The sequence below is a fragment of the Methylosinus sp. Sm6 genome, assembly GCF_019802345.1.
In the GTDB taxonomy this organism is placed as follows: Bacteria; Pseudomonadota; Alphaproteobacteria; order Rhizobiales; family Beijerinckiaceae; genus Methylosinus.
The window spans coordinates 60,606-85,438 of record NZ_JAINDZ010000005.1 but is presented as its reverse complement, the minus strand read 5'-3'; the positions used below and the strand labels follow the sequence as shown (position 1 = coordinate 85,438).

28 protein-coding genes are annotated in these 24,833 nt (G+C 66.8%); 13 read left to right on the top strand and 15 right to left on the bottom strand.

Annotation, left to right across the window (positions count from 1 at the left end):
* Positions 1–10: 10 nt before the first annotated feature.
* Genes flbT through K3F48_RS05240 form a run of 5 tightly spaced genes read right to left on the bottom strand, consistent with a single transcriptional unit; the run spans position 11 to position 4,614 of the window.
* Positions 11–421, bottom strand: coding sequence for a flagellar biosynthesis repressor FlbT (flbT, locus tag K3F48_RS05260; protein WP_222574373.1), 411 nt, complete (start codon positions 419–421; stop codon positions 11–13).
* 7 nt (positions 422–428) lie between these two features.
* Positions 429–776, bottom strand: a complete 348-nt coding sequence (flaF, locus tag K3F48_RS05255) for a flagellar biosynthesis regulator FlaF (protein ID WP_222574372.1) — start codon at positions 774–776, stop codon at positions 429–431.
* A gap of 26 nt (positions 777–802) precedes the next feature.
* Positions 803–1,852 (bottom strand): flagellar hook-associated family protein, encoded by a 1,050-nt coding sequence (locus tag K3F48_RS05250; protein WP_222574371.1) that lies wholly within the window; start codon positions 1,850–1,852, stop codon positions 803–805.
* A 15-nt stretch (positions 1,853–1,867) separates the two neighbouring features.
* On the bottom strand, positions 1,868–3,355 hold the full coding sequence (gene flgK / locus K3F48_RS05245) for a flagellar hook-associated protein FlgK (RefSeq protein ID WP_222574370.1): 1,488 nt from the start codon (positions 3,353–3,355) through the stop codon (positions 1,868–1,870).
* 20 nt (positions 3,356–3,375) lie between these two features.
* Complete coding sequence (locus tag K3F48_RS05240) at positions 3,376–4,614, bottom strand: flagellar hook protein FlgE (RefSeq protein WP_222574369.1); 1,239 nt, start codon at positions 4,612–4,614, stop codon at positions 3,376–3,378.
* 178 nt (positions 4,615–4,792) lie between these two features.
* Here K3F48_RS05240 and K3F48_RS05235 point away from each other — a divergent pair, with 178 nt between their 5' ends.
* The 12 genes from K3F48_RS05235 to K3F48_RS05180 all read left to right on the top strand — a co-directional run bounded on the left by K3F48_RS05235 (position 4,793) and on the right by K3F48_RS05180 (position 14,029).
* On the top strand, positions 4,793–5,242 hold the full coding sequence (locus K3F48_RS05235) for a hypothetical protein (protein ID WP_222574368.1): 450 nt from the start codon (positions 4,793–4,795) through the stop codon (positions 5,240–5,242).
* A gap of 78 nt (positions 5,243–5,320) precedes the next feature.
* A complete protein-coding gene (locus tag K3F48_RS05230) occupies positions 5,321–5,569 on the top strand; it encodes a hypothetical protein (RefSeq protein WP_222574367.1) in 249 nt (82 codons plus the stop codon).
* Positions 5,570–5,946: 377 nt separating this feature from the next.
* A complete protein-coding gene (locus tag K3F48_RS05225; RefSeq protein WP_222574366.1) occupies positions 5,947–7,434 on the top strand; it encodes a methyl-accepting chemotaxis protein in 1,488 nt (495 codons plus the stop codon).
* A 2-nt stretch (positions 7,435–7,436) separates the two neighbouring features.
* Complete coding sequence (locus tag K3F48_RS05220) at positions 7,437–7,907, top strand: chemotaxis protein CheW (RefSeq protein ID WP_222574365.1); 471 nt, start codon at positions 7,437–7,439, stop codon at positions 7,905–7,907.
* Between the two features lie 36 nt (positions 7,908–7,943).
* Positions 7,944–8,222, top strand: coding sequence for an STAS domain-containing protein (locus tag K3F48_RS05215; RefSeq protein WP_222574364.1), 279 nt, complete (start codon positions 7,944–7,946; stop codon positions 8,220–8,222).
* Complete coding sequence (locus K3F48_RS05210; RefSeq protein WP_222574363.1) at positions 8,219–8,584, top strand: response regulator; 366 nt, start codon at positions 8,219–8,221, stop codon at positions 8,582–8,584. The genes K3F48_RS05215 and K3F48_RS05210 overlap by 4 nt, the downstream gene beginning before the upstream one ends.
* 40 nt (positions 8,585–8,624) lie before the next feature.
* A complete protein-coding gene (locus K3F48_RS05205) occupies positions 8,625–10,790 on the top strand; it encodes a chemotaxis protein CheA (protein WP_222574472.1) in 2,166 nt (721 codons plus the stop codon).
* A gap of 6 nt (positions 10,791–10,796) precedes the next feature.
* A complete protein-coding gene (locus K3F48_RS05200) occupies positions 10,797–11,681 on the top strand; it encodes a protein-glutamate O-methyltransferase CheR (RefSeq protein ID WP_222574362.1) in 885 nt (294 codons plus the stop codon).
* Positions 11,681–12,709, top strand: a complete 1,029-nt coding sequence (locus K3F48_RS05195) for a chemotaxis response regulator protein-glutamate methylesterase (RefSeq protein WP_222574361.1) — start codon at positions 11,681–11,683, stop codon at positions 12,707–12,709. The genes K3F48_RS05200 and K3F48_RS05195 overlap by 1 nt, the downstream gene beginning before the upstream one ends.
* A gap of 11 nt (positions 12,710–12,720) precedes the next feature.
* A complete protein-coding gene (locus K3F48_RS05190) occupies positions 12,721–13,110 on the top strand; it encodes a response regulator (RefSeq protein ID WP_222574360.1) in 390 nt (129 codons plus the stop codon).
* Complete coding sequence (locus K3F48_RS05185; protein WP_222574359.1) at positions 13,107–13,652, top strand: chemotaxis protein CheD; 546 nt, start codon at positions 13,107–13,109, stop codon at positions 13,650–13,652. Before K3F48_RS05190 ends, K3F48_RS05185 begins: the two co-directional genes overlap by 4 nt.
* Positions 13,652–14,029 (top strand): hypothetical protein, encoded by a 378-nt coding sequence (locus tag K3F48_RS05180; RefSeq protein ID WP_222574358.1) that lies wholly within the window; start codon positions 13,652–13,654, stop codon positions 14,027–14,029. Before K3F48_RS05185 ends, K3F48_RS05180 begins: the two co-directional genes overlap by 1 nt.
* A gap of 10 nt (positions 14,030–14,039) precedes the next feature.
* On the opposite strand, the gene K3F48_RS05175 is transcribed toward K3F48_RS05180, so the two are convergent.
* The 10 genes from K3F48_RS05175 to K3F48_RS05130 form a co-directional block, all read right to left on the bottom strand.
* Complete coding sequence (locus K3F48_RS05175) at positions 14,040–14,417, bottom strand: hypothetical protein (protein WP_222574357.1); 378 nt, start codon at positions 14,415–14,417, stop codon at positions 14,040–14,042.
* A gap of 157 nt (positions 14,418–14,574) precedes the next feature.
* Positions 14,575–14,937: a hypothetical protein gene (locus K3F48_RS05170; protein WP_222574356.1), complete on the bottom strand. Its 363-nt coding sequence runs from the start codon at positions 14,935–14,937 to the stop codon at positions 14,575–14,577.
* Positions 14,938–15,060: 123 nt separating this feature from the next.
* On the bottom strand, positions 15,061–16,521 hold the full coding sequence (locus tag K3F48_RS05165; protein WP_222574355.1) for a methyl-accepting chemotaxis protein: 1,461 nt from the start codon (positions 16,519–16,521) through the stop codon (positions 15,061–15,063).
* Positions 16,522–16,784: 263 nt separating this feature from the next.
* Positions 16,785–18,299 (bottom strand): sensor domain-containing diguanylate cyclase, encoded by a 1,515-nt coding sequence (locus K3F48_RS05160; protein ID WP_222574354.1) that lies wholly within the window; start codon positions 18,297–18,299, stop codon positions 16,785–16,787.
* 97 nt (positions 18,300–18,396) lie between these two features.
* Positions 18,397–18,990 (bottom strand): DsbE family thiol:disulfide interchange protein, encoded by a 594-nt coding sequence (locus K3F48_RS05155; protein ID WP_222574353.1) that lies wholly within the window; start codon positions 18,988–18,990, stop codon positions 18,397–18,399.
* Positions 18,987–19,148: a heme exporter protein CcmD gene (ccmD, locus tag K3F48_RS05150; protein WP_222574352.1), complete on the bottom strand. Its 162-nt coding sequence runs from the start codon at positions 19,146–19,148 to the stop codon at positions 18,987–18,989. The genes K3F48_RS05155 and ccmD overlap by 4 nt, the downstream gene beginning before the upstream one ends.
* Positions 19,145–19,915 (bottom strand): heme ABC transporter permease, encoded by a 771-nt coding sequence (locus K3F48_RS05145; protein WP_222574351.1) that lies wholly within the window; start codon positions 19,913–19,915, stop codon positions 19,145–19,147. Before K3F48_RS05145 ends, ccmD begins: the two co-directional genes overlap by 4 nt.
* 83 nt (positions 19,916–19,998) lie before the next feature.
* Entirely contained in the window at positions 19,999–21,333 is a 1,335-nt protein-coding gene (locus tag K3F48_RS05140) for a S41 family peptidase (protein WP_222574350.1), read from the bottom strand.
* The gene (locus K3F48_RS05135; RefSeq protein ID WP_222574349.1) at positions 21,330–22,724 is read right to left on the bottom strand and encodes a murein hydrolase activator EnvC; all 1,395 of its coding nucleotides are present in this window, start codon (positions 22,722–22,724) and stop codon (positions 21,330–21,332) included. The genes K3F48_RS05140 and K3F48_RS05135 overlap by 4 nt, the downstream gene beginning before the upstream one ends.
* Before the next feature lie 261 nt (positions 22,725–22,985).
* Positions 22,986–24,017, bottom strand: coding sequence for a hypothetical protein (locus K3F48_RS05130; RefSeq protein WP_222574348.1), 1,032 nt, complete (start codon positions 24,015–24,017; stop codon positions 22,986–22,988).
* 86 nt (positions 24,018–24,103) lie between these two features.
* Between K3F48_RS05130 and K3F48_RS05125 the strand changes: the two genes are divergently transcribed.
* Positions 24,104–24,778: a hypothetical protein gene (locus tag K3F48_RS05125; protein ID WP_222574347.1), complete on the top strand. Its 675-nt coding sequence runs from the start codon at positions 24,104–24,106 to the stop codon at positions 24,776–24,778.
* Positions 24,779–24,833 lie beyond the last annotated feature (55 nt).

Genomic DNA, 24,833 nt, shown 5'->3' with positions numbered 1-24,833 from the left:
TCGGTCTCCTTCAGGCTGCCTTCCCGTCGCTGCAAGCGGGCGCGGCGTTCAGTATTTCCTGCTCGAGCGGGAACAGCGCTCGAATGGCCTTGAGCGCGTCGAAGTGTCGCTTGCCGTCGACATGCTTTGCGACGAGCGCGAGACCTGTGACGATGCGCGGATCCACGCAGGCGAGATTCAACGACGCGAGCATGCCTCGGCACATGTCGATCGCCGCCGCCGTGTCGTTCGGAGACATCAGCATTAGCTGAACCACGAAATAGAGCTGCCGCAAGGGCGTGGTCGCGTCCTGCGCCTGCATGACGTGATTTTCCAGCAGGAACGTCACGTCGTTCAAGAGTTCGATGCAGACCTTCCGATCCGCACGGATAACGGCCCCATTGAGGTAGAGCTTTTCGCCTCGCCTTAGTGAGATGTTCATCGCGCCCTCAAGCCAATCCGTCGGCGATCATCTGGTTGATCTCGATGAGCCCGTCGAAATTGTCGCATTTCCCCGTATCGATGGCGTCGATCTCCCGCAGGATCCACAGTCCGATCGAGATCAATGACGCGCGCAGCGGCTCGGGGAGCGCATTGCCGTCACTGGACAGATCCTCCATGAACACATGCCAGAGACGCCGAAGATTATCCGTCGCCTCGAACGATTCTCCGCTGCGCGCGCCCTTGACCTTGGCGACGGCGAGCAGACGGATCGCGCGTTCGAGAAGATCACGCTCGCGGCCTCGCGCCGCAGCAGGAGAGTCTTCGACAGTTTGCGCATAGAGATGTCGATACATGCGGTCGTCTCTGATCGGGCCGTTGCTCAGATGTATTTCGCGAGCGTCAATTGCTGGATTTTTCCGGTCAGCGTGTAGGACGTCTCGAGCTGAGTGGTCAGGTTGTTGAGACGGGTGGACGCTTCGTACGAGTCCACATTCTCGAGCGCGCCGATCTGAACTGCGAGGGCGTTTCGCTGGGCGGTTATCGCGTCATTGGCGTTCGACACATTCTTTTGCATCACGCCGACCGACGCGCGAAGGCCCGTCAATTCGCCGATCGCGCCGCTCAGGGTCGTCGTCGCGGTCTTCAGAACTTCGTTGTAAGCGTCCGATCCGAGCTTGGTGACGCCGAGCTCGGCGACCATGGCGTAAGCGGACGCAATCTCACGAAACGCCGAGTCATTGGCGCTGACCGATGTCTCCGCGATCTGAGACAGCGAGATGCGATTGGTGGTCGGACGATCCGACGCGGTCGACCAGGACGACGTCCAGGCGCTCGCCGAAAAGAGATCGGCGAAGCTTCCCGAGAGGAACTCTTGCATTTGCGACTGGGTGACTGTCGCGAGCGAATCGCTCGACTGCGTCACGCCGAATGAAGACACGAAGGCCTGGTCCAGCGCGTCCTTCGCCGCGGAGGTCGGATCGGCGAAATAATCGGCGATCGGAGGCGTGGAGGAAGCGACGCCGCCGAAGATATGGACGCCGGAAATGCTCGTGTCGAGCGCGCCGATCAGCGATTTGAGACCGGCGGTCGCGAGATCCTGCACCGCCTTCGCGTCGCTGCCGGCCCCCGATTGCGTGCTGACCAGAGTCTCTAGAAAATTCTGGGCCGTTTCCGCGATCGTCGAGAGGGCCGTTTCCGTGGTATCGAGACGCGCCGTGATCACGGCGTTGCTATTGGCGATCGACTCGAGGTCGGCGGAGCGCACGCCGAGCGACAAATCTCGCGCCGCCGCGCCGCCGAGCGACAGTCCGAGATCGGCGACTCGTCCCGTCGAAACTTCGACCTGCGCTTTGGACACTTGATTTTGCGTGTCGACGATCGTGCGCCGCAGCGCATTGGCGAAGGAGGCGGTCGATGTGATGGAGACCATGCGAGCGTCCCTTTGTCAGAGCGCCTGGAACAGCGCTTTGTACATTGCGTCGACAGCGGCGAGCAGCTTCGCCGACGCCTGATATGCATTCTCGAGATCGAGCATTCTCGACATCTGGTCGTCGAGATTGACGCCGGTCGCATTGGAGAGCGCTTCCGACGTTTGCGTGACCAAGGTTTCCTGATAGCTCGCCGAGTTCGACGCCTCTTGCCGCTGCGCTTCGAGCCATCCCATCGAGGAAGAGGCATAATCCGCGATCGAGCGATCGGTTCCGACCCCGGCGGTCGTGTCGAAGTCCTGCGGAGCCGAGAGAGCCGAGATCAGCTCGTTGATGCGATCCGAATAGCCGCTCGCGCCTGTTTCATTGTATGTGAAGGCGGGATTGCCCGGATCCGCGAGGCCGCCATCGCGCAGCCGATCGAGACTTCCCCCTTGCGTCGGGTCGGCGTTCGCATTGATCGTGATCTCGCTGGCGAGGCCCGGCATGAGTCCGACCGACGGAACATCCGTCGCGCCTGCGAAGGTGAACAGGCCAGGGGCGCTCGCGCCGCCGCCGCCCTGGTCGGCCTCCGCGAAAGCGACGATCAGCCCGCGCGCCACTTCATCCAGCTGACTCTGAAATTGCGGCGCGACGACGTCGCGAAGCTGCGTCAGCCCTTGCAGCTTGCCCGACTGAATCGGCATGGCCGCATTTGCGCCGGTCACCGGGACGCCGTCGACATAGACAGAGCCGCCGACGGTCGACGCGGAGTAGCCGGCGGTGGCGGAGAAGGTCACGCTGCGCGCCGTGGTTTCGAACAGAGTCGCGCCGCTGTCCGTATAGAGCACCATGTCGTTATTGGCGCGCGTCACCGTTCGCACGCCGATATTCTCCGACAATTGGTTCAGCAGGGCGTCACGCTGGTCCTGGAGCGCGCTCACGTCGCGGCCGGTCTGGCTTCCCGCGACGATCTCGGCGTTGACCTTTTGAAACTCGCCGAGCAGCGAATTGATCTCGTCGACGGCGGTTGCGATGTCGCCATCGGCCTGAGCCCGCAAATTCTGAACCGCATTGGCGCCGTCGTTCAACGAACCCACCAGGGATTGCGCGGCGGTCAGCACCGACTGCGCGGCTGTGAGATCGTCCGGTGAAACGCTATAGCTCTGCAGCGCGCTCGATAGCGAGGCGATCAGCGTGGCAGGAGAACGGCCGGCCGAAGAATCGGTGGCCGTGCTCGTGGAGAGGCCGAAGATCTGATCGATCTGATCGAGCCCGTCCGATATAGCGGCGGAAGCGGCCTGCGCGGAGGTCGCCTGCAGCGCCTTCTGAAACAGCGCGTTGCTGGTCGCGCGGGCGACGCCGTCGACATTGACGCCGCCATAGGCGTTCGTCGTGAGCAGCGCCGTCTTCGCCGCATAGCCGGACGTCGAGGCGCCGGCGATGTTGCGAGAGACGACGTTGATCTGCGATGAGATGGCGGCGAGCGACTGGCTGCCGATCGCTCCCGCGTTAGACAGAGACATGGCGCGCGCTCGTCATTGGGTCACTTCAGATTGTTCAGAACCTGCATGACTTCCGACGCTACCTGGAACACTTGGCTGTTGGCCGTGTAGGAGCGTTGGGCGACGATCATGTTGGAGAGCTGAGTGGCGAGATCGACGGTCGAGCTTTCGAGACTCTTTGATTCGATATCGCCGAAGGAGCCGCTGCCCGGAAGCCCCACATAAGCGGTGCCGGAGCTGGCGGTGGTGGCGAACGCGTTGCCGGATAGCGACTGCAGACCAGTAGGGCTCGATACATTGGCGAGCGGGATCTTGAACGCCGGCACGGTCTGTCCGCCGGTGAGGACGTAATTGAGCGTTCCGTCCGAATCGACATTGACGCTCGCGACCGCCTGTGCAGCGTTTCCATCGACGGTCGGATCGGAGACCGAGAAAGGCGATCCGAGCTGAGTCATGTCGGAGAGATCGAGCGTGAGCGTTTGGCCATTGGGAACAGCGATGGTCGCCGGGCTGCCGCTGGTCAGGGCGCCGCTCGAGTCGAAGCTGAGCGACTGAGTCGTGATCGGCCCTTCACTATACGGAAAGCCTCCGCTCGCATCGGCCTTAGACGAATCGTAGACCGACATCTCCCATTCGTTGTCGGCCGTCTTGGAGAAGTAGACGTCGAGCTTGACGGAATTTCCGTAGTTGTCGTAGGCGGTCACCGATGTCTTCGACGTATAGGTCGCGGACGGGTCATTGCTGGACGGCAGCGTGCTCGGATCGACAGTCTCGGCGTTCTGCGGAAGATTGGCCGTCAGCGACCCTTCGGTCGAGGGCGTCGCGATAAGGCTGCCGATGGCAACGTGAATCGTCTGCAGACCGGCGATATCGCTCGGCGAATTTGTGTCGCTCGCGCTATAGCCCATCAAATAATAGCCAGATTTGTTGACGAGGCGGCCTTCCGCATCGGGCTCGAAGGAGCCGGCGCGCGTCAGCAGCGTGTTTCCGCTGTCGTCGCTAACAACGAAGAAGCCGGAGCCTTGAATGGCGAGGTCGGTCGTCGAGGACGTTGATTGTGTGTTGCCCTGAGCGGTGACGGCGGTGCCTGTCTGCGCGAGCACGCCGCCCGCAGGATCGCCGCCATTCTGAACGCTCGAGAGAACGGTGGAGAATTGCGTGGTGGCGTCCTTGTAGCCCACGGTGCCGGAGTTCGCGATATTTTGTGAGACGGCGCCGAGCGCGCTGGCCTGCGCCGCCATGCCCATAACCGAAGTGTTGAAAAGCGCGGTGGCGGTCATTTCGAACCCTTTCGTCGTTCCAGGATCGGGCGGATTTAACGGACAATAGCTTGCCTGAAACTGGCGGCTTCGATCAGCTCGTCGAGGTCGCCGATGTTAACGTCGTCGCAAGGGCTCGCGCGCTAGATTGGCGCCGGTGAGGCGTCTTTCGATTCGTGAGACGCGCAGGATCGCGATCGTGGGCGCAGGGCGAGACAAGCCTATTCTGCACGGCTTCAAAGCGGGACGCGGCCGCATGGGCTCGCTGGTTCGCGCCATCGCCATGCGCTTTCTCGACAGTCCCCGCGACGTCGCATATTCCGTCCTCGAGGAAAGGCTCGAGAGACGTCGCGAAAAGCGTCGCCCCGCGCGTCTCCAATCGGGCAAGATCGTCGATTGCGGCGAGCGCTTCCTCACCGAATTCGTCTTCCGCAATCGCAGCGAGGCCGGCGTTCGGCTGCGCCTCGCCCGTCGCGTCGTTCTGCCGAAGCGCATCCTTCTATTCGACGATCAATATTCGGCGCTGCATGTCGCATCCGTCGTCTGGCAACGCGGCTGCGATGTGGGCTGTCGTGTCGCCGCGGAGGGCGCTCCCGCGTCCGAGCCGCTGCTGGCGCGGCTGCGCAATCGCTATTATTCGGTCGGCTGACGCGCGCCCATCGCGCAAGCCTCGCGCAAGTTGTCCTTACTAAAAAGTTAACACACGTCGTTTTCGGGAGAGGTCGCAATGCACCCGGTTCATGAATTGAAGCAGCTTCGCGAACAGATGGTCGAGCAGCTCACGCAGATTCCGGAATATCAGGCCCTCAAGGCCATGGAGCGCTTCATCGCCGAAATGACGAACATCTACGAGACCGCTTCTGTGCATGACGAGGCGATCTCCCAGAAGGCGCCGATCGAAATGCGGCAGAAGGTCGAGCCCGTGTCTCCCGCTCCGCGCGTCACGCCCTATATCCCGGCTCATCGCGTCGCCTGATCCGGCGCGACTCATCCGCAAAGAAGCTCTCTCAGACGGCTCGCGGCCTTCGGCCACGGGCCGTCGTCGCGCGTCCGCGCCCCGCTAAGGAAGCTTTAAGGGCTCGCGCTCTACAGTTTTCTACGGTCGAGTTGATCGCCTGGCAATCATAGCGATCAAAAGCATGACGCTGCTCTCGACACGCCGGCGCGCCGGCATGCTCCATCGGATCGCGCCCGATCACTCGACTTTTTTCGACGCGGCGTTGCGGCGCTCTCCGAGCGGAGGCGCGCCGCAGACGAGGACGGTTCGCGTCCCTGTCGTCGCGCGCTTCATCGATTCAGCGGCTGTCGCGCGACGACGCTCCGACCGATTTTGAACCAGCAACGAGGGATGCGATGAAATTCGGCATGAGAGTCGTTCCGCCCTTCGTCGGCGTCGCCGTTGCTCCTCTGCTTGTCGCCGCGCCGGCGCTCGCGGAGGGAGCATGGCTTTCTCCTTTGTGGGCGGGCGTCGGAGCGGCAGTGTTCGTCGGGTCGGCGAGCGCGCTCGCTCATGCGGTCGTCACCGGCCTCTCGCGTCCCTGCGCAGCGCTGCGAGAGTCCATAGAGCGCCTGCGCGCGGGCGACGTCGACTTTGCGCCGATGCAGGTGCCCGGAACGAAAGAGCTCGCGGAGCTCGGCGAGGCTGTCGAGCTGCTGCGCGCCTCGATTCGGGAAGACGCGCGCCGCCGTTCCGCGGAGGCGGCCGCCGAGCAGCGCGCCAACGCCGAGCGCCGGGCCGCGCGCGATGCGGAATCGCGGAGCTATGTCGAAGCGCATGAGTTCTTCATGCGGACCTTCGACTCGGCTCTGAAGCAGCTGTCGCACGGCGACCTCAGCCACCGCCTGACCGAGTCCTTTTCCTCCGATTACGAGAAGCTGCGCCACAGCTATAATGCTTCGGTCGACAAGCTGCGCGCCGCGTTCGGCGAGATGATCGGGCATGTCCACGGACTGAGCTCGAAGACCGGCGAGATCGCCTCCGCCGCCGACGCGCTGGCGCAGCGCACGGAACAGCAGGCGGCGAGCCTCGCGGAGACGACGTCGGCGCTCGCGCAGATCTCCACCACCGTCTACAAGACATCGGAAGGCGCTCAGCACGCCGCCCGCATCGTCTCCGAGGCGCGCACCGACGCGGAGAGAAGCAGCGACATCGTGCGCCGCGCGATCGATGCGATGGGACGCATTCAAGGCTCCTCGCACGAGATCGGCCAGATCATCGGCGTCATCGACGAGATCGCCTTCCAGACCAATCTTCTCGCGCTCAACGCCGGCGTCGAGGCGGCGCGCGCCGGCGAGGCCGGACGCGGCTTCGCAGTGGTCGCGTCGGAAGTGCGCGCGCTGGCGCAGCGCTCCGCCGAAGCCGCCAAGGAGATCAAAGGACTGATCTCCACATCGTCAGGGCAGGTGGAGGAAGGCGTCACGCTGGTCGCGCAGACCGGAACCGCGCTCGGCCGCATCGTCGGCCAGGTGAGCGAGGCCAACAAGGTCGTCGCCGAGATCGCCGATGGCGCTCAAGCGCAGGCGACCGGACTGCGCGAGGTCAACGCCGCGGTGACGCAGATGGATCAGTTCACGCAGCAGAACGCGGCCATGGTGGAGGAGACCACCGCGTCGAGCCACGGACTGAAATACGACATCGAGCGGCTCGCCGAATCGATCGCGACATTCGAGCTCGGCGACGACGACATTGTCGAGTCTCACGCGGCGCGCCGAGGCGCCGAAGCGCCGGCGCCGCGGCTCGCCGCGCGGACGCAGAGAGGCGCCCGGCCCGCGCACCGCGGCTCCGCCGTCGCGCTGCAGGCGCAGGAGTCGCAATCGGAGCATAGCTGGGAGGAGTTTTGACCATGGCGGACATGCATTCCCCGAGCGCGACGAACCACGCGAAGGAATTCATCGCCTTCCACATCGGCGCGCAGACTTTCTGCATCGATATCATGGCGGTTCGCGAGATCCGCGGCTGGACGCCGGCGACGCCCTTGCCGCATTCGCCGAGCTTCGTGCGCGGCGTCATCAATCTGCGCGGCGCAGTGCTGCCGGTCATCGATCTCGCGACTCGCCTCGGACTGACGCAGAGCGAGCCGACGGCGCGCCATGCGGTCATTGTCGTGCAGTCGGCGCATCAGGTCGTCGGCCTGCTCGTCGACGCGGTGTCGAACATTCTGACGCTGACGCCGGACGCCATTCAGCCGACGCCGGAAGTCGCCTCGGAAATGGCCCGCACCTTCGTCAAGGGCGTCGTCGCCTCGGGCGACTCGATGATCAGCGTGCTGACCATCCATAATCTCCTGCCCGAGCCCATTCTGGACGCCGCCTGAGCGCATCATTCGAAACGCTGCGAAAAGGACCGATCGATGATCACCATGCGGCTTGCCGAGATACTGGACATTCGCGCGGCCTCTCCGCTCGCCGGCGAGCTGCTCAACGCGCGCGGCGGCCATGTGACGGTCGACGCCTCGAATGTGCAGAAGCTCGGCGCTCAATGCGTGCAGGTGCTGCTGTCGGCGCGCTCCACATGGGCGGCGGACGGCTATTCGCTCGTCGTCGCCGACGCATCCGAGCCATTCCTCGCCGCGCTTGCAACTCTCGGGATACAGATCTCCGACATCTCGGAACAGGATACAGAGAAATGAGCAAGACCATTCTGACAGTGGATGATTCGAGAACCATGCGGGAGATGCTGCTGCTCGCGCTCTCGGACGCCGGCTTCTCCGTCGTGCAGGCCGAAGACGGCGTGCATGGGCTAGAGGTTCTCGAGACCGAGACGCCGGACGTGATCGTCACCGACATCAACATGCCGCGCATGGATGGCTTCGGCTTCATCGAGGGCGTACGTCGCCACGAGAAGCATCGCGCGGTTCCGATCCTGGTGCTGACCACCGAAAGCGACGGCGACAAGAAGGATCGCGCCCGCCGCGCCGGCGCCACCGGCTGGATCGTCAAGCCCTTCAATCCGGTCAAGCTCGTGGACGCGATTCGCCGCGTCGCCGTGTAAGTCTCGTTCGAGTAGCGAAGGAGTAGCGCCCGTGGACCCGATGGCCTCCATCAAGCAGACGTTCTTTCAGGAATGCGAAGAACAGCTGGTCGAGCTCGAAAGCGGGCTGCTGAAAATCGAGGATGGCGAATGCGACGCCGAGACGGTCAACGCCGTGTTTCGCGCCGTTCATTCGATCAAGGGCGGCGCGGGCGCGTTCGGTTTCGATCAGCTGGTCGAATTCGTCCATGTCTTCGAGACGACGCTGGATCTGCTGCGCTCCAACAAGCTCACGGCGACCCCCTCGCTGACCAAGACGCTGCTGCGCGCCTCCGACGTGCTGTCGGACCTCGTCCGCGCCGCCCGCGAGGACACTGTGGCGGACGCCCATGCGGCGAGGACCATTGCGGCGGAGCTCAGCGCGCTGCACGGCGACGCCGCGGCCGGCGCGCACGAGGAGGAAGAGAGCCTGGAGTCGCTCGAGTTCCAGCCCGTGGCGATCTCGCTCGATTCGATCTTCGATCTTAGCGGCGACGACGAGCCGCCCGCGACGCAGGACTTCATCATCCGCTTCCGCCCCGGTCCCGGACTCTACGCCAAGGCCAATGAGACGGTGCGCCTGCTGCGCGAGCTCGCGCAGCTCGGCGAGGCCATCGTCGAATGCGACACGCATGACATTCCGCTGCTGTCGGAGCTCGATCCGGAGGGAGCCTATCTCTCCTGGACGATCCGTCTGCGCACCAGCGAGCCCGAAGCGCGCGTGCGCGAGATCTTCGAGTTCGTGGAATGGGACTGCGAGCTGGACATTTCCGTCGCCGATGTCGGCAAGCTGCTCGAGGCGCTGCAAGAGGCATTGGAGCCGGGCGACGCGCCCGTCTGCATCGCCGCCGCGGCGAGTCCGCCGAGGATCGAAGCCGAGGCGCCGGTTGTCCCCGCTCCGGCCGCCGCCGCCGACGACGAGCGCGGCCATCCCTCCCCGGCCAAGCCGGAAGCGCAGCGCGGCGACGGCGCCGCAGCCGCGCAGACGACCATTCGCGTCGACCTCGACCGCGTCGATCGGCTCATCAATCTCGTCGGCGAGCTGGTCATCAATCAGGCCATGCTGTCGCAGCGCGTCTCCGAGGCGGGGCTGTCGCGCGCCTCTTCCGTCGCGATCGGCCTCGACGAGCTCGAGCAGCTGACGCGCGACATTCAGGACAGCGTGATGGCGATTCGCGCGCAGCCGGTGAAGCCCGTGTTCCAGCGCATGTCGCGCACGGTGCGCGAGGTGGCGGCGATGACCGGCAAATCCGTGCGTCTCGTGATGGACGGCGAAGGCACGGAAGTGGACAAGACCGTCATCGAGCGCCTGACCGATCCGCTCACCCATATGATCCGCAACGCCGTCGATCACGGCATCGAGAGGCCGGAGGATCGCGTCGCCGCCGGCAAGCCCGAGGAAGGCTCGCTGCGTCTCTCCGCCACGCATCGCTCCGGCCGCATCGTCATCGAAGTGGCGGACGACGGCGCCGGCATCAATCGCGCGCGCGTGCGTCAGATCGCCATCGACAAGGGCCTCATTCCGGCGGAGGCCAATCTGACCGATGAAGAGATCGACAATCTGATCTTTCTCCCCGGCTTCTCGACTGCCTCCACCGTGTCGAACATCTCCGGCCGCGGCGTCGGCATGGACGTCGTCAAGCGCGCCATCCAGGCGCTCGGCGGACGCATGTCGATCTCCTCCGTGCCCGGCCGCGGCTCGACCTTCTCGATGAGCCTGCCGCTCACGCTCGCAGTGCTCGACGGAATGGTGGTGACGGTCGGCGGCCAGACGCTGGTCGTGCCGCTGACGGCCATCATCGAGACGCTGCAGCCGAAGAAGGAGAGCGTGCACGAGCTCGGCAATGGCGCGCGCGTCATCGCCAGCCGCGCCGCCTTCACCCCGCTGATCGACGTCGGCATGGTGCTGATGTATCGCGACGAGCCGATCGACCCGACCTCGCAGGTCGCGCTGCTGGTCGAGTCGGAGAGCGGCGCCAAATGCGCGCTGCTGGTCGATGCGATCCAGGGCCAGCGGCAGGTGGTGATCAAAAGCCTCGAGACCAATTACGGCCATGTCCACGGCATCGCCGCCGCGACCATCCTCGGCGACGGGCGCGTGGCGCTCATCCTCGATGTCGACGCGATCGTGGCGCGGCCGCGCGCCGATATGATCGCGGCGGATGCGATGTCGATGGCGGCGGAGTGAAGTGAGATGCGTTCATCGACCGCGCCCGCGGGTCGGGCCATCGTGCCCGGCGAGTTCCTGCTGACAGAGGCCGACTTCCGCAAGATCGCCACTCTGCTGCATGAGGACGCCGGCATTCATCTGCCCGACACCAAGGCGACGCTCGTCTATTCACGTCTCGCCAAGCGCCTGCGCACGCTGGGGCTCGAGAGCTTCCGCGACTATTGCGCGCTCGTCGCGAGCGAGGCGGGCGTCGACGAGCGGCAGCAGATGCTGGCGGCGCTCACCACCAACGTCACACGCTTCTTCCGCGAGCCGCATCACTTCAAGCACCTCGAGGAGCTCGTGCTCGCGCCGCGCGCGGCGGCGGTGCGCAAGGGCGCGCGCATGCGCATCTGGTCCTCCGCCTGCTCGAACGGCCAGGAGCCTTATTCGATCGCCATGTCGGTGCTCTCGGTCATTCCGGAGGCCGCGCGCCTCGACGTGAAGATCCTGGCGACGGACATCGATCCCAATATGGTCGCCGCCGGCATCGAGGGCGTCTACGGCCCGGACGTGATGGAGGCGGTGCCGCCTCGCCTGAAGACGCGCTGGTTCACGCCGCTCACCGCCGACGGGCGCGGCGATTGGGGCGTCGGCGAAGAATTGGCGTCGCTCGTTTCGTTTCGTGAGCTCAATCTCATCGGCCGCTGGCCGATGTCCGGACGCTTCGACGCGATCTTCTGCCGCAACGTCGCGATCTATTTCGAGGACAAGACGCAGGAGGCGCTGTGGAGCCGCTACGTCGATCTGCTCCAGCCGGATGGCCGCCTGTACATCGGTCATTCGGAAAGAATATCCGGCGCCGCGGCCGCCTCCTTCGAGAGCGACGGCGTCACCACCTATCGTTTACGCAGTCGAGGGCGTGGATAATGTCCATTCGTGTTCTCATCGTCGATGATTCCGCCACGATGCGCGGATTGATCGCCGCCACTTTGCGCCGCGACTCGGCGATCGAGGTCGTCGGAGAGGCCGCCGATCCGCTTCAGGCGCGGCAAGCGATCAAGGAGCTCGACCCCGACGTGGTCACGCTCGACGTCGAGATGCCGAACATGAACGGCCTCGAATTTCTCGAGAAGATCATGCGGCTGCGACCGACGCGGGTGATCATGGTCTCGTCGATGACCGACAAAGGCGCGTCGGCGACCATCAAGGCGCTGGAGATCGGCGCCTTCGACTGCGTCGCCAAGCCCTCGCCGAAGGACCCGCGCACCTTCGAGACGCTGCCCGCGAAGATCAAGGCCGTCGCCTCCGCGCCGCTGTCGCGCGGCGAGCCGCCGCGGGCGCAGCCGGCGCCTCAGCGCGCGGCCCCGGCCTTCAAGCCGGACGGACGTCTCGTCGCCATCGGCTCGTCGACGGGCGGCGTCGAAGCGCTGCTGACGGTGCTCTCGGAATTTCCGGAAAATTGTCCGCCGACGGTGATCACGCAGCACATGCCGCCCGTCTTCACGGCGAGCTTTGCGGCGCGACTCGACCGCATGTGCAAGCCGCGCGTGAGCGAAGCGGTCGACGGCGCGCCCATTCGGCCGGGGCATGTCTATGTCGCGCCGGGCGGCCTCACGCATCTGACGGTCGAGAAGAGCGGCGGACTGCATTGCCGCCTGACGTCGACCGATGCGGTCAACGGCCATCGGCCGTCGATCGACGTGCTGTTCAATTCCGTGGCCGAGGCCGCCGGACAGCGCTCGCTCGGAGTCATTCTGACGGGCATGGGCCGCGATGGAGCGGAAGGATTGCTGACGATGCGCCGATCGGGGGCGGAAACGATCGGGCAGGACGAGGGCACGTCGCTCGTCTACGGCATGCCGAGAGCGGCTTTCGAGATCGGCAGCGTCGCCAGGCAGCTCCCCCTGCACAGGATCGGAGCGCATATCGTGAACTCGACGAACCAACAAGGATGACGAGGTAGGACATGTCGATCGCCGCCCAGCTCAGAGTCTTGATCGTGGACGACACCAGCACGAGCCGCATGCTCATACGCGACGGCCTCGAGGAGCTCGGCGTCCGCAACATCTTCTTCGCCGGCGACGGCGAGCAGGCGCTGCAGTTCATGATGAGCACGCCCGCCCATCTCGTCATCTCCGACTTCAACATGCCCAAGCTCGACGGCCTCGGCCTGCTGAAGGCCATTCGCGGCTACAACCCGACGAAGAAAGTGCCGTTCATCATGCTGACCGGCCGCGGCGACAAGGAAGTGCTCGAGAACGCCATCAAGCTCGGCGTGAACAACTTCCTCACCAAGCCCTTCACCGTTCCCGCGCTGAAGAAGGCGCTGGAAGCAATCATCGGCAAGCTCTCATGACCGCGATGAGCCACGGCCGCAACCGCGTTCACATCATCCAGGGCGAGTATCGGGTCGTCGACGATCCCGACACGGTTCTCGCCACTGTCCTCGGCTCCTGCGTCGCCGCCTGCCTGAGGGATGCGGAGGCGGGCGTCGGCGGCATGAATCATTTCCTTCTTCCCGGCGACATGGGCGCAGGCCGCGGCGACGCCGAGCGCTATGGCGTTCATCTCATGGAGCTGCTCGTGAACGGTCTGTTGAAGAAAGGCGCGCGGCGCGATCGCCTCGAAGGCAAGCTGTTCGGCGGCGCGCGCATGATGGAGGGGCTCTCCGACATCGGCGCCAAGAACGCCGCATTCGCCAAGCGCTTCCTGCAGAACGAGGGCATAAGGCTCGTCGCCGAAGATCTCGGCGGCGATCGCGGCCGCAGGATCGAATATTCGCCGGTATCCGGCCGCGCGCGCCAAAGCCTTCTCTCCGGCCCGACGCCGACGGTCGCGCCCACGCCGCCCGCGGCGATCAGCCGGCTGCCCGCCGCCGGTTCGCTGGAGCTGTTCTGATGATCGCCGCGCCGCACACGGACCACGCCGACGCGCCCCAGGCGATGACCGACATTCTCGGCCGCGTCGCGCGCGAATTGCGCGAAACGGCCGCGAGCACGGATCGGCTGCATTGCCTCGTCGAGGGCGTCGCCTGGCACAATGTGAAGGAAAAGCACGAGCTCATCCGTTCGGCTCAGGCCATCGACGCGATCGAGCAGACATTGTCGGCGCTGTCGGATTTCGTTTCCGCTCTCGCGGAGCTCGCGCCCCGTCAATGGGAGGTCGCGGGAGCGGCCGCCTCGCGCCGCGTGCGTCTCGCGGAGCTCGCCGCCCGCCTCGCCGATCGTCCTCGGTCGGAGGTCGCGGAGTCCAGCGGCGATTCCGAATTCTTCTGAAAACGGCGGATCAACTCTCGCCGTCGAGCAGATCACGCAATCTGTGGCTTTTCGCCCATTGCGCTGCGGCTTCGGCCGCGTCCTTGAACGAGTCGACCTCTGCGAGCTCGCTGCCGCGCTCGGCGGCCGTCTCCATCAGCGAAGCGGCGACCGACAGCAGCACCGTCGTCGCGGCTTTCAGGAAGGCCGTCCCGTCCGCGCCGCCGCCCTCGACCCGCGCGAGCAGCTGATTGACGACGCCCCGCGCCTCATCGTCGAGCACTTCCAGCGCCTCGCGCAACTCGGGCGCGCAGCTCCTGCATTCCGCGATCGAGAAGGGCGCGGCGCGCGCGGGCCGGCCCGAGGTTTCGCCGTCTCGCCGCGACGCGCGCGGATCGAAACTGGTCATGACGACCTCCTGTCGCTCGTCGGCCTGTCGCTCGTCGGCCTGTCGCTCGTCGGCGCTCGCATTCTTCGATGACTATATGAAAGCGTCAATCGAATCAATCTGTCACACAATCTCAGATTGTGCATAGCGGCCTTTGATCGCGTTGCGCTTCCCGCTCTCAGCGATAGTCGGGACCGCAATTCATCACGATCATTTGCGCGCCGATGGCGTGGAGTTCGCCCTTCAGCCGCGCCACTTCCGGCTCGCGATCGCCGTCGAAGAGGGTTCCGACCGGGGTCGGCACGCCGAGGGTGCGCATCCGATCGTCGTCGCTCACCTGATTCTGCGCCATTCCGGCGAAGATCAGCGCCTGCGAGCGGCGCGCCCGCGCGGCGACGAGCTGCGAGCAGCTCTTGCCCGCGAACATAACCGGATCGATCGGCGTCGGCGCGATCTCGTGGGCCGGCTTCGCGCAGGCGGCGAGCGCCGCCGCCAGCCCGAGCGCGCCGAAGACGAGTCGCGCATGCGAAACCATCGCCATGAAGGGAACTCCCAGGGGACCGGCGCCGTCGGCGCATGTCGGGCGCACAGCGCTCTCTCCGTCGGGCGACGACGGCGACCTTCGATATCATGGCGCCTCTTGCGCCGGACTTGCGCGCGGCGCTCAAAACTCGATCCAGTCGAACGCCGCTGCGGGTTCATCCTTCGGCGCGCGGCGCTCGGCCGCCTGCGGCGAGGCCGCGACCCGCGCGCCGGCGCCGCGCCGCCTGCGCTCCGCCTGCGCGGCCTCGACGGGCGCGCTCGCATCGACGCGGAACCTTCTGATCAATGCGATCAGCTCCATGGTCTCCTCGCCGAGACGATGGCTGACCGCGGTCGTCTGCTCCGCCATGGCGGCGTTCTGCTGCGTGAACTGATCCATCTGGCCCACCGCCGCATTGACCTCCGTCAGATTGGCGGCCTGCCGGCGAGCGCGATCGGCGATCTCGGCGACGACGTCATTGACCCCGGCGATCTGCTCGACGATGCGGGCGAGCGCCGCTCCGGTCTCGCCGACCAGAGCCACGCCGCGGTCGATCTGCGCATTGGAGGCGGAGATGAGATCTTCGATCTCCTTCGCCGCCTTGGCGCAGCGGCGCGCGAGATCGCGGATTTCCGCGGCGACCACGGAAAAGCCGCGTCCGGCCTCGCCGGCGCGCGCCGCCTCGACGCCGGCGTTGAGCGCGAGCAGATTGGTCTGCGTCGCGATCGAATCGATGACGCCGATGATCTGGCCGATCTTGCGCGAGGATCGGTCGATGTCGCCCATCGCGCCGATCGCCTGATTGACGATCATGCCGCTCTTCTCGGCGTCGCGGCTCGCCCCGGCCACGATCTTGCGCGCCTGCTCCGCGTCTTCGGCGGTGCAGCCGACCGCGCCCGTGATCGTCGCCAGCGAGGCGGCGGTCTGCTCCAGATTGGCGGCGTGACGCTCGGCGCGGCGCGAGAGATCATCCGCCGCCGCGACCGTCTCGCGCATGCCGGCGCCGAGCACCTGCGTGCTCTCGGCGACATCGGCGATCGCCTGCGACAGCTGCTCCATCGCCGTGTTGAAGTCGGATTGCAGCCCCCGATAGGCGTAGGGGACTTTCTCGGTGAGACGGCAGGTCAAATCCTTTTGCGCGATCTTCGACAGGCCGTCGCCGAGCAATTGCACGATGCGCGCCTGCGCCGCATTGGATTCGGCGATCATCTGCTCGTCCGCCGCGTGATCGACGATGACCTGACGCAAATTCTCGCAGGCGTCGGCGAGATGTGCGACGACGTCGGCGCAGACGCCGATCTCGAGCCGGTGCTCGGTGTCGCCGCGCGCGAGATGCTGGATCGCGTCGGTGACGGCGGCGAGCGGATCGACGACGCGCCGCCGCACGCCGATCGCGACGACGAGGCTCAGCAGCATGATGGCGGCGGCGAAAACGAGGAGAAGGAGTTGCGCTTTCCCCCGCCACGACCCGAAGGACTGCGCATCGACGGCGAGGAACCAGCCTACCGCGGCCTGCAGCGCCGCGAACGTCGCGATCGCGGAAAAAAGAATGGCCGAACGGGTCCGCAGGCTCGTCGGGAAAATCGAGGCGACGTCGGTCACTGTCGCAACTCCGGAAAGCTCGTGGAATCTAGCGGCCGGGCCGCGATCGTGAGCAAAGGGCGAGGATGCGCGGCGCTCCGCGCGAATCTCCTCGGTCGACGCTCGATGAAAGAGATGCAAAACGTCCGGATTGTCCGGCGCGACGAGAGGGCGTCATGCCATCGGGACGCGCGTCCTGATCTCGCCGTGCGACATCATTGGGACGTCGGCTGTTAAAGGCGAGTAAATCCGGCGCCGCGACAGGCGCGGCGCGACAGCGCGCCTCACGCCGCTTCGACGTCGGCGGCGGCGACCGCCGAGGCGACCACCCTGTCGCGGCCGGCGGCCTTCGCCTGATACAGAGCCTCGTCCGCCCGGGCGAGCGCGGCCTCGATGGCGGCGTCTCCCGCGAGCACCGGAGAGACGCCGATGCTGATCGTCAGACGGCGCGAGGCCGATCCCGCGGGCAGGCGAATCTGCGTCGCCGCCTCGCGCAGGCGATGGCCGACCGCGATCGCGCCCTGCTCGTCCGTCTCCGGCAGCAGCGCCACGAATTCCTCGCCGCCATAGCGGGCGATGAGATCGTCGGCGCGCAGCAGGCGCGCGCAGAGCATGGCGAATTCGGCGAGCACGGCGTCGCCGACCGCATGGCCGTGCTCGTCGTTCACGCGCTTGAAATGATCGAGATCCACCATCAGCACCGACAGCGGCCGCCGATAGCGGGCCGCGCGGCGAATTTCCGCCTCGGCGCGCGCGAAGAAGTGGTTGCGATTGGCGACCCCGGTCAGCGCGTCGGTCGTCGCGAGACGTTCGAGCCGCGCCTCGGCCGCCTTCCGCTCGGAGATGTCGACGCCGCACATCACGACTCCGGCGACGCCGGCGTCCTCGATCGGCGCGGCGGAAATCAAGAGCTCGCGCCTCGTCCCGTCGGGTCCGCCGATGCTCGCCTCGAAGCCGCTCACCCGGCGCTCCGTCTCCAAGATGCGACGAAATTGCGCCCGATCGGCCGGGTCCATGCGGATATCGGCCAGATTGAGGCTTTCGAGATCCGCCGCGTCGCCGAAACAACCGCGGGCCGCCTGATTGGCGCGCAGAACGCGGCCGTTGGTGAGATCGCCGACGATCAGCGGCGCCGGAAGCGCGGAGAACACCGCCTCGAGCATTTTCTGGCTGTCGGCAAGGCGCGTGCGCGCGAGCCGCTCCGAGCGGATCGCCGACCATTCCAAGCGCCGCAGACGATTGGAGTTGGTCACCGTCAGCATCAACGCCACATTCAGCATGACGATCGCGAAGGTCATGCCGAGCGCGGTCTCGGACCCGCCGGGCAGCGTGTAGCCGAGCAGCATCACGAGGCTGCAGCCGACGCCGCCGATCGCCGTCCACAGAAAGCCGGTCGGAACGACGAGATAATAGATCGAGGGCAGCATGAGCACGACGAACAGCGCGATGTCGCTGCGCGAGGTGACGAGGGCGCCGACTCCGAGCGCGGTCACCGCTTCCCACGCGATGAGCCAGCGCTCGAGAGCCACGCGGCTTCTGCAGCGGCGCGCTCCGCAATAGGCGACGATCGCGACGAGGATGACGGCGCACCGGGCCGGAACGGCGACGTAAAAATGCGGCGCGCCGAAGAAGCGCCAGTCGCTGGCGAGAAACAGCGTGTTGAGCACGATGGAGAAAAAGAACAGCAGACGCGCCTGACGCGCCGTTTCGGGAAAACGCTCTTCTCGAAACGCGCGTTCGACGGCGGCGTCCTCGAATTCTCCTGAAAGGGCGGAAAGCCGAGCGGAAATAAACATCATGAACACATGGCTGCGTGTCGCAGGGGGCGAGGCGGCTCGAGCCGAGCTGCGCCGGCAGTCGACGCCGAAAGAGTTGACGCCGAGTTCATGCCTAAGGTCAGCGCGCCGCTTTTTCGATCTCGGGCACGAGTGTGGCTTCCATCGCCTGCCGCGTCAATGGCCCGACGAATTTAAACGCGATGGTTCCGTCGCCGCGCACCACGAAGGTCTCCGGCACGCCATAGACGCCGAAATCGATCGCCACCCGGCCGGCGAGATCGACGCCGATCGCGCCATAGGGATTGCCGACCTCCTCGAGGAAGCGGCGCGAATTGGCGGGGTCGTCCTTGTAGGAAAGTCCGGCGAGCGAAACGCCCGCCTCGGCGAGGCGCGCGTCCCCGGCGAGCGCCATCAGTTGCGCATGCTCCTCGCGGCAGGGGACGCACCAGGAGGCGAACACATTGACGACGCTCACATGGCCTTTGCGCAGATCATCGCCGCTGAGGCCGCCGACGCCGGCAAAGCCCGGCAGCGCCGGCAGAGCGAAGGCGGGCGCCTGCTTGCCGATGAGCGCCGAAGGCAGGCGCGACGCGTCGCCGGCGAACAGGCGGAAGAAGAACAAGATGGCGAGCAGCAGAAACGCCGCGAGCGGCAGGAACAGCGCCAGCCCACGTCGCGGCGTCGGCCCGGAGCCGGAAAGATCGACGCTCATTTCGCTTCGCTCTCCTCGCTGGCGCCCTCGCGCTCGAGACGGGCGAGATCCGCCGTCAAGCGTCGACGTTCGAGCCAAATGCGCAGGGCAATGGCGAGCACGGTCGCCCCCGTCACGCCGTAAGCGACGACGACATAGCCCCAATGCGTCTCGCTCATTGCGCCGCCTCCAGCGCGTCTCCGGGCGCGCTCTCCTCGCCGGCGGCGACCGCTCGCAAGGTCAGCCGCGCCACGCGCCGGCGCAGGATCTCGTTGCCGATCGCGGTGAGGTGCAGAGCGAGGAACAACGCCGTCGCGCCGAGCGCCATGATCAGCAGCGGCCACAGCATCGACGCCGCGATGGTCGGCCCGCCGGCGCGGAACACCGAGGCCGGCTGATGCAGCGTGTTCCACCAGTCGACCGAATATTTGATGATCGGAATATCGACGAAGCCGACCAGGGTCATGATCGCCGCGATGCGCGCGCCGCGCGGGGAATCCTCCATGGCCTGACGCAGCGCGATCAGGCCGAGGTAGATCAGGAACAGGACGAGCATGGAGGTGAGGCGCGCGTCCCACACCCAATAAGTCCCCCACATGGGCTTGCCCCACAGCGATCCGGTCACGAGGCAGACGAAGGCGAAGGCGGCGCCGAGCGGCGCCGCGGTCTTCTGCGCGGCGTCGGCCAGCGGATGGCGCCACACCAGAACGCCCAGCGACGCCGAGGTCATCGCCGCATAGGCGAACATGGCGAGCCAGGCCGCCGGCACGTGGATATACATGATGCGGACGGTCTCGCCCTGCTGATAGTCCGGCGGGGCGACGACAAAGGCGAGATAGAGCCCGAGCCCGAGCAGAGCCGAGCTCGCGCCGGCGAGCCAGGGCAGCACGGCGCGGGTCAGCCGCAGGAACACGGCCGGATTTGCGAGAGAGGTAAGCCAATTCATGACGGGACGCGGCCGGGAGCGGGCAGGAAACGACGCACGGGCGACGCGGCCGCGGCCCGCTCGAGGCCGCGGCGCGCGCGAGATCAGTTGGCGGCTTTCGACTTCGCCGGCTCCGCCGCGCTCTGCGGCTTATAGCGGCCGTGCAGCATGTCCAGGGCGGCGATCAGCTGCTTGTCCTTGGTCGCATCCGGCGGGACATAGGCCTGCGAGCCGGTCTTCTCGTCGTCGCCATTCTTCAGATGGCCCTTGAGCGAGGCCTCGCCCTTGGTGTCGTCCTTGCCTTTCAGCTCGTCCGGCACGTCCTGCAGGATGGTGACGTCCGGATCGATGCCCTTGGCCTGGATCGAGCGGCCCGATGGCGTGTAATAGCGCGCCGTGGTGAGCCGCAGCGCGCCATTGGCGCCGCCGAGCGGGATGATGGTCTGCACCGAGCCCTTGCCGAAGGAGCGCGTGCCGAGGATCGTCGCGCGCTTATGGTCCTGCAGCGCGCCGGCGACGATCTCCGAGGCCGAGGCCGAGCCGCCATTGATCAGCACGATCACCGGCTTGCCCTTCGAGATGTCGCTCGAGGCGCGGGCGTTGTAGCGCTGCGTCTCGTCGGCGGTGCGGCCGCGCGTCGAGACGATCTCGCCATGGTCGATGAAGCTGTTGACCACCTGGATCGACTGGTCGAGCAGGCCGCCCGGATTATTGCGCAGATCGACGATGAAGCCCTTCAGCTTGTCGCCCGGCAGCTCCTGCTGGAACTTCTGCATCGCCGAGCGCAGCCCGTCCGAGGTCTCCTCGTTGAACTGCGAGATGCGGATATAGCCGACGTCCTCGCCTTCCTTGCGCGAGCGCACCGATTTGATGTGGATCTCGGCGCGCACCAGCTTCACCTCGACCTTCTCGCGGTCTTTTCCGCGCAGCAAAGTGAGCTTGACCGGCGTGTTGATCTGGCCGCGCATCTTGTCGACGGCCTGATTGAGGGTGAGGCCCTGCACATTCTCGTCGTCGATGGCGAAAATGAGATCGCCGGACATGACGCCGGCGCGCGAGGCGGGCGTGTCGTCGATCGGCGACACCACCTTCACCAGGCCGTCCTCCTGCGTGACCTCTATGCCGAGGCCGCCGAACTTGCCCTCGGTCTGGGTCCGCATGTCCTTGAAGCCCTTGGCGTCGAGGTAGCTCGAATGCGGATCGAGCGAGGTCAGCATGCCGTTGATCGCCGACTCGACCAGCTTCTGCTCGTCGGGCTTCTCGACATAATCGGCGCGCACCTTGTCGAACACGTCGCCGAACAGGCTGAGGTTCTTATAGGTATCGGCGGCCGCGGCCAGAGCCGTCGACCCCAGAGCCATGCGCGCCTGCTGCCCCAGAGTGGCGAAACCCGCTCCGATGACGATACCCGTGATGATCAATGAGGCCCTGCGCATCATCCGCCAACCTTCTGAATCTCCGGCTTCGCCCACCATGGGCCCGGATCGATGGACGCTCCGTCCTTGCGAAACTCGACATAGAGAATGGGCTGTTTCGCGCCGATAGCAATGGCCGCCGCCGTCCTCACGGCGCCTCCGCCCATATTCGCAACCGGCTCGCCCGCCAGCACGAACTGGCCTACGGCGACGGAGATCTGGTCCATGCCGGCCAGAGTGACATAATAGCCGCCGCCGGCGCTGATGATCAAGAGTTGCCCATAGCTCCGATAGGGACCGGAGAAAATCACCCATCCGTCGCAGGGCGAGGCGACCACGGCCTTGTCCCGCACGGCGATGGACACGCCTTTTTCGGCGCCGCCCGCTCCGTCCGGCGCGCCGAAGCGCTTCACCACCGCTCCCGCGGCCGGCAAGGGCAGGCGGCCTTTCAGATCGGCGAAGGCGACCGCCGGCGCGAGCCGCGCCGCATCCTTGAACGGCGCCGCCAGAGCCTTGACCCGGCTGGCCCTCGAGGCGGCGGCGTCGGCGGCCTCACGCGCGGCGTCCGCCTGCCGCGCCGCCTCGGCCGCGCGCCGCGCCGCCTCGACCTCGCCCTCCATGCGGGCGATCAGCTCCTTGAGGCTCGTCGCCTTGGCCGCGAGCGCCTTCGCCCGCTCGGCCTCGAAATCGAGCGCGCTCTGCGCCAGCATCAGCGCCTTCTGCCGCGCGTCGACCAGCGCCGCGAGCCGCACGCGCTGCTCCTCGAGATCGGCGACCTCCCTGGCGAGGCTCGTCTTCTCGGTCTCTATGCTCCCGCGCAGCGCGACCAGCTCGCCGAGGTCGGCCTTCAGCGTCTCGATCTCGCCGCGCATCTGCGGCAGCACCGAGCCGAGCAGCATGGCGGCGCGAATGCCCTCCAGAATATCCTCGGGCCGCGCCAGCAGCGCCGGCGGCGGGCGCCGGTCCATGCGCTGCAGCACCAGCAGCACCTCGCCGATCAGCTCGCGCCGTCCGGCCAGGGACTTGACCAGCGCCTGCTCCTTGCGCCGCGAGGCGTCGAGCCGGGCGGCGACCTCCTCGGCGCGCTTCTCCAGCTCCTCGATCCTGGCGGCGGCGTCGATCAGCGCTTGGGCGAGCCGCGCGCGGTCGGCGCGCAGCGATTGGATTTCGGCCTCGATCTTGCGCCTCTGCTCGGCGGAGACGCCGAGATTGTCCTCGAGCCCGCGCAGCTCCGAACGCCTGCCGGAAAGATCGGCCGGCTCCGGCGCGGGCGCGGCGGCGCGCGGCGGCGCGAGCGGGACGGCCGCGACCGAGCCGCGCAAATGCTCGGCGCCGGCGGAGCCGGAGAGCGCGACGAGCAGCAGGGCGGCCGCGAGGCCGCCCGATTCATGACCTCCCCGCGCCCGAAACCGCATCGACGCCCGCCGCCCTGTCCGCTATCGCAAGGCGACGATGATTGCGCGCAATTGCGAAGAAAGCCTATCCGCCGAGAATCGGCCAAGCCAGCGTTTTCGGCGAAGATCTGGCCCATTTTGCGGCGACCAGTGGCGTGACTTGGCCGATTTCACTGGGTGAAAGGGCGAGCCTGGAGGCTCGCGGTCCACGCGCGGCCCCTGGACCGCGCGCCTTCGGGCTCGCTCTCGAAGCCCGTCAAATTCGATGAAGCAAGCACTAGTCTAGCGGCGGTGGCCGACGACCAGCTCCACGCCCGGCTCCGCTCCGGCCATCGGCCGTCCTTGCGCGATGAGCCGGCCGCGCTCGACGCCCATGCGCCCGAGATAATCGGCCACGCGCTCGGCGCGCGCGCCCGCCGCCTTGCGCTCGCCCGGGTCTGCGGCGTCGCCGAGGCCGCGCACCTCGACGGCGGCGGCGGGGCAGCGCTTCAGCAATGCGGCGACCTTGTCGAGCGCGCCGCTCGACACGCGCCGGATGCCGACCCCGCTGCGAGTGAAGCGGATCGGCTCCTCGACCAGCGTCGCCGCCACGGCTTCGTGACAGGCTGCGGCGTCGAGCTCGCCGGCCGGCGGCGCCGGCTCCGCCTTCGCGACGACGCCGCGAATTGCCTCATCGGCCGGCCGCGTCGGCCGGGCTGGCGGCTCCTTCGGATCGGCGGGCGTGGGCGCTTGCGCGGGCGGCTCGGCCGAGGCGACGCGCTTTTCCTCGTCCGCCGGCGGGGCGTCGGCCGCGAGGATGCGGCGAACGCCGATGATTTGCGCAATTCCATGCTCCGCCTCGGCGCGGCTCGCCGCATCGCGGGGCAGCAGCACGTCACGCCCCGCCGCCTCGACCCGCGCCGCGTCGCCGCCGAGCTTCTCGACGACGGCGCGCGCCTGACGCTGCAGCTCGGCTTCGAGCGAGCGGCCCGCGAACAGATTCGCGCCGACGAAGACCAGCGCGAGGGGAAGGAGGCCGACGGCCCAGCCTTCATGCTCGCGCAACGAGCGGCCGCCGGCGAGAGCGCCGAGCGCCGCGCCGGCGAGGAAGCCGGCGAACAGCGCGAGGCCGGTCTCGAGCCAGAGACCGGCGCGGCCGGCGAGAAGATGCAGGACGGCGACCGCCAAGCCGACGATGAAGGCGAGGCCGAACCAGGCCAGCCAGCCGGCGAGCGCGCCGCGCTCCGGCCGCCGGGCGAGGGCGAGCGCCGTCGCCGCGCCGATCGCGAGCGCCGCCATCCACCAGGCCCAAAAATGCGTGACGAGATAGGTCATGTCGCTCTCACTGGGGCGGGCGGCGCTCGAAAGATTGCGTCAGCGCGCGATCTTTGGCAAGGCTCGCGAACAGCAGAGGACACCACATGCGCACGCTGATCCTCCTCTTTGCCGCAATTCTCCTCGGCGCCTCGCCCGCTCGCGCCGAGGCGCCGCCGGTCGAACGCGCGCCGTTTCACATTCCCGTCTTCCACAACGACGAGGTCGCACTGCTCGACGTGCCGATTCCGGCCGGCCGGGAGGCGGGCTGGCATCGCCATTCGCGCGACTTCGTGTTCGTCGTGGTGCGAGACAGCGATCTCCTGCTGCAGAATTGGGGCGAGTCCGAGACGACGCGCACGCATTGGCCGCGCGGCATGGCCGCCTTCGGCGCCTTCTCGAAAAAACCCCTCGTGCATCGCGGACAGAATGTCGGTCCCCAGCCGCTGCGCTTCATCGGCTTCGAATTTCTGCAGGACGCGCCGAAGGGCCGAGCGACCTCCGCGCGTCCGCCGGCCTATCGCGAGATCATCGACAATGAGCGCCTGCGCGGCTGGCGGCTGACCCTGAAGCCGGGCGAATCGGCGCCGGGCTTCGCGCAGACGGCGCCGATGGCGCGCATCGTCGTCGAGGGCGGGCTGCTGATGGAGGCGTGGGAGAGCGGCGAGCAGGCGATGGCGCTGCAGCCAGGCGGCTTTCAGTGGCGCGAGGCCGACGCCGCGCCCGCGCTGCGCAACGCGGGCGATGCGACCATCGAGATTGTCGAGATCGAGGCGAAATAGACGGCTCTCCAGCGGCTCTGCGACGAGGCGGCGAACTCGCGATAAATGGCGTTCG

Coding starts and splice junctions, on each gene's coding strand:
- flbT (WP_222574373.1), bottom strand. CDS start 421: ATGAACATCTCACTAAGGCGAGGCGAAAAGCTCTACCTCAATGGGGCC.
- flaF (WP_222574372.1), bottom strand. CDS start 776: ATGTATCGACATCTCTATGCGCAAACTGTCGAAGACTCTCCTGCTGCG.
- K3F48_RS05250 (WP_222574371.1), bottom strand. CDS start 1,852: ATGGTCTCCATCACATCGACCGCCTCCTTCGCCAATGCGCTGCGGCGC.
- flgK (WP_222574370.1), bottom strand. CDS start 3,355: ATGTCTCTGTCTAACGCGGGAGCGATCGGCAGCCAGTCGCTCGCCGCC.
- K3F48_RS05240 (WP_222574369.1), bottom strand. CDS start 4,614: ATGACCGCCACCGCGCTTTTCAACACTTCGGTTATGGGCATGGCGGCG.
- K3F48_RS05230 (WP_222574367.1), top strand. CDS start 5,321: ATGCACCCGGTTCATGAATTGAAGCAGCTTCGCGAACAGATGGTCGAG.
- K3F48_RS05225 (WP_222574366.1), top strand. CDS start 5,947: ATGAAATTCGGCATGAGAGTCGTTCCGCCCTTCGTCGGCGTCGCCGTT.
- K3F48_RS05220 (WP_222574365.1), top strand. CDS start 7,437: ATGGCGGACATGCATTCCCCGAGCGCGACGAACCACGCGAAGGAATTC.
- K3F48_RS05215 (WP_222574364.1), top strand. CDS start 7,944: ATGATCACCATGCGGCTTGCCGAGATACTGGACATTCGCGCGGCCTCT.
- K3F48_RS05210 (WP_222574363.1), top strand. CDS start 8,219: ATGAGCAAGACCATTCTGACAGTGGATGATTCGAGAACCATGCGGGAG.
- K3F48_RS05205 (WP_222574472.1), top strand. CDS start 8,625: ATGGCCTCCATCAAGCAGACGTTCTTTCAGGAATGCGAAGAACAGCTG.
- K3F48_RS05200 (WP_222574362.1), top strand. CDS start 10,797: ATGCGTTCATCGACCGCGCCCGCGGGTCGGGCCATCGTGCCCGGCGAG.
- K3F48_RS05195 (WP_222574361.1), top strand. CDS start 11,681: ATGTCCATTCGTGTTCTCATCGTCGATGATTCCGCCACGATGCGCGGA.
- K3F48_RS05190 (WP_222574360.1), top strand. CDS start 12,721: ATGTCGATCGCCGCCCAGCTCAGAGTCTTGATCGTGGACGACACCAGC.
- K3F48_RS05185 (WP_222574359.1), top strand. CDS start 13,107: ATGACCGCGATGAGCCACGGCCGCAACCGCGTTCACATCATCCAGGGC.
- K3F48_RS05180 (WP_222574358.1), top strand. CDS start 13,652: ATGATCGCCGCGCCGCACACGGACCACGCCGACGCGCCCCAGGCGATG.
- K3F48_RS05175 (WP_222574357.1), bottom strand. CDS start 14,417: ATGACCAGTTTCGATCCGCGCGCGTCGCGGCGAGACGGCGAAACCTCG.
- K3F48_RS05170 (WP_222574356.1), bottom strand. CDS start 14,937: ATGGCGATGGTTTCGCATGCGCGACTCGTCTTCGGCGCGCTCGGGCTG.
- K3F48_RS05160 (WP_222574354.1), bottom strand. CDS start 18,299: ATGATGTTTATTTCCGCTCGGCTTTCCGCCCTTTCAGGAGAATTCGAG.
- K3F48_RS05155 (WP_222574353.1), bottom strand. CDS start 18,990: ATGAGCGTCGATCTTTCCGGCTCCGGGCCGACGCCGCGACGTGGGCTG.
- ccmD (WP_222574352.1), bottom strand. CDS start 19,148: ATGAGCGAGACGCATTGGGGCTATGTCGTCGTCGCTTACGGCGTGACG.
- K3F48_RS05145 (WP_222574351.1), bottom strand. CDS start 19,915: ATGAATTGGCTTACCTCTCTCGCAAATCCGGCCGTGTTCCTGCGGCTG.
- K3F48_RS05140 (WP_222574350.1), bottom strand. CDS start 21,333: ATGATGCGCAGGGCCTCATTGATCATCACGGGTATCGTCATCGGAGCG.
- K3F48_RS05135 (WP_222574349.1), bottom strand. CDS start 22,724: ATGCGGTTTCGGGCGCGGGGAGGTCATGAATCGGGCGGCCTCGCGGCC.
- K3F48_RS05130 (WP_222574348.1), bottom strand. CDS start 24,017: ATGACCTATCTCGTCACGCATTTTTGGGCCTGGTGGATGGCGGCGCTC.
- K3F48_RS05125 (WP_222574347.1), top strand. CDS start 24,104: ATGCGCACGCTGATCCTCCTCTTTGCCGCAATTCTCCTCGGCGCCTCG.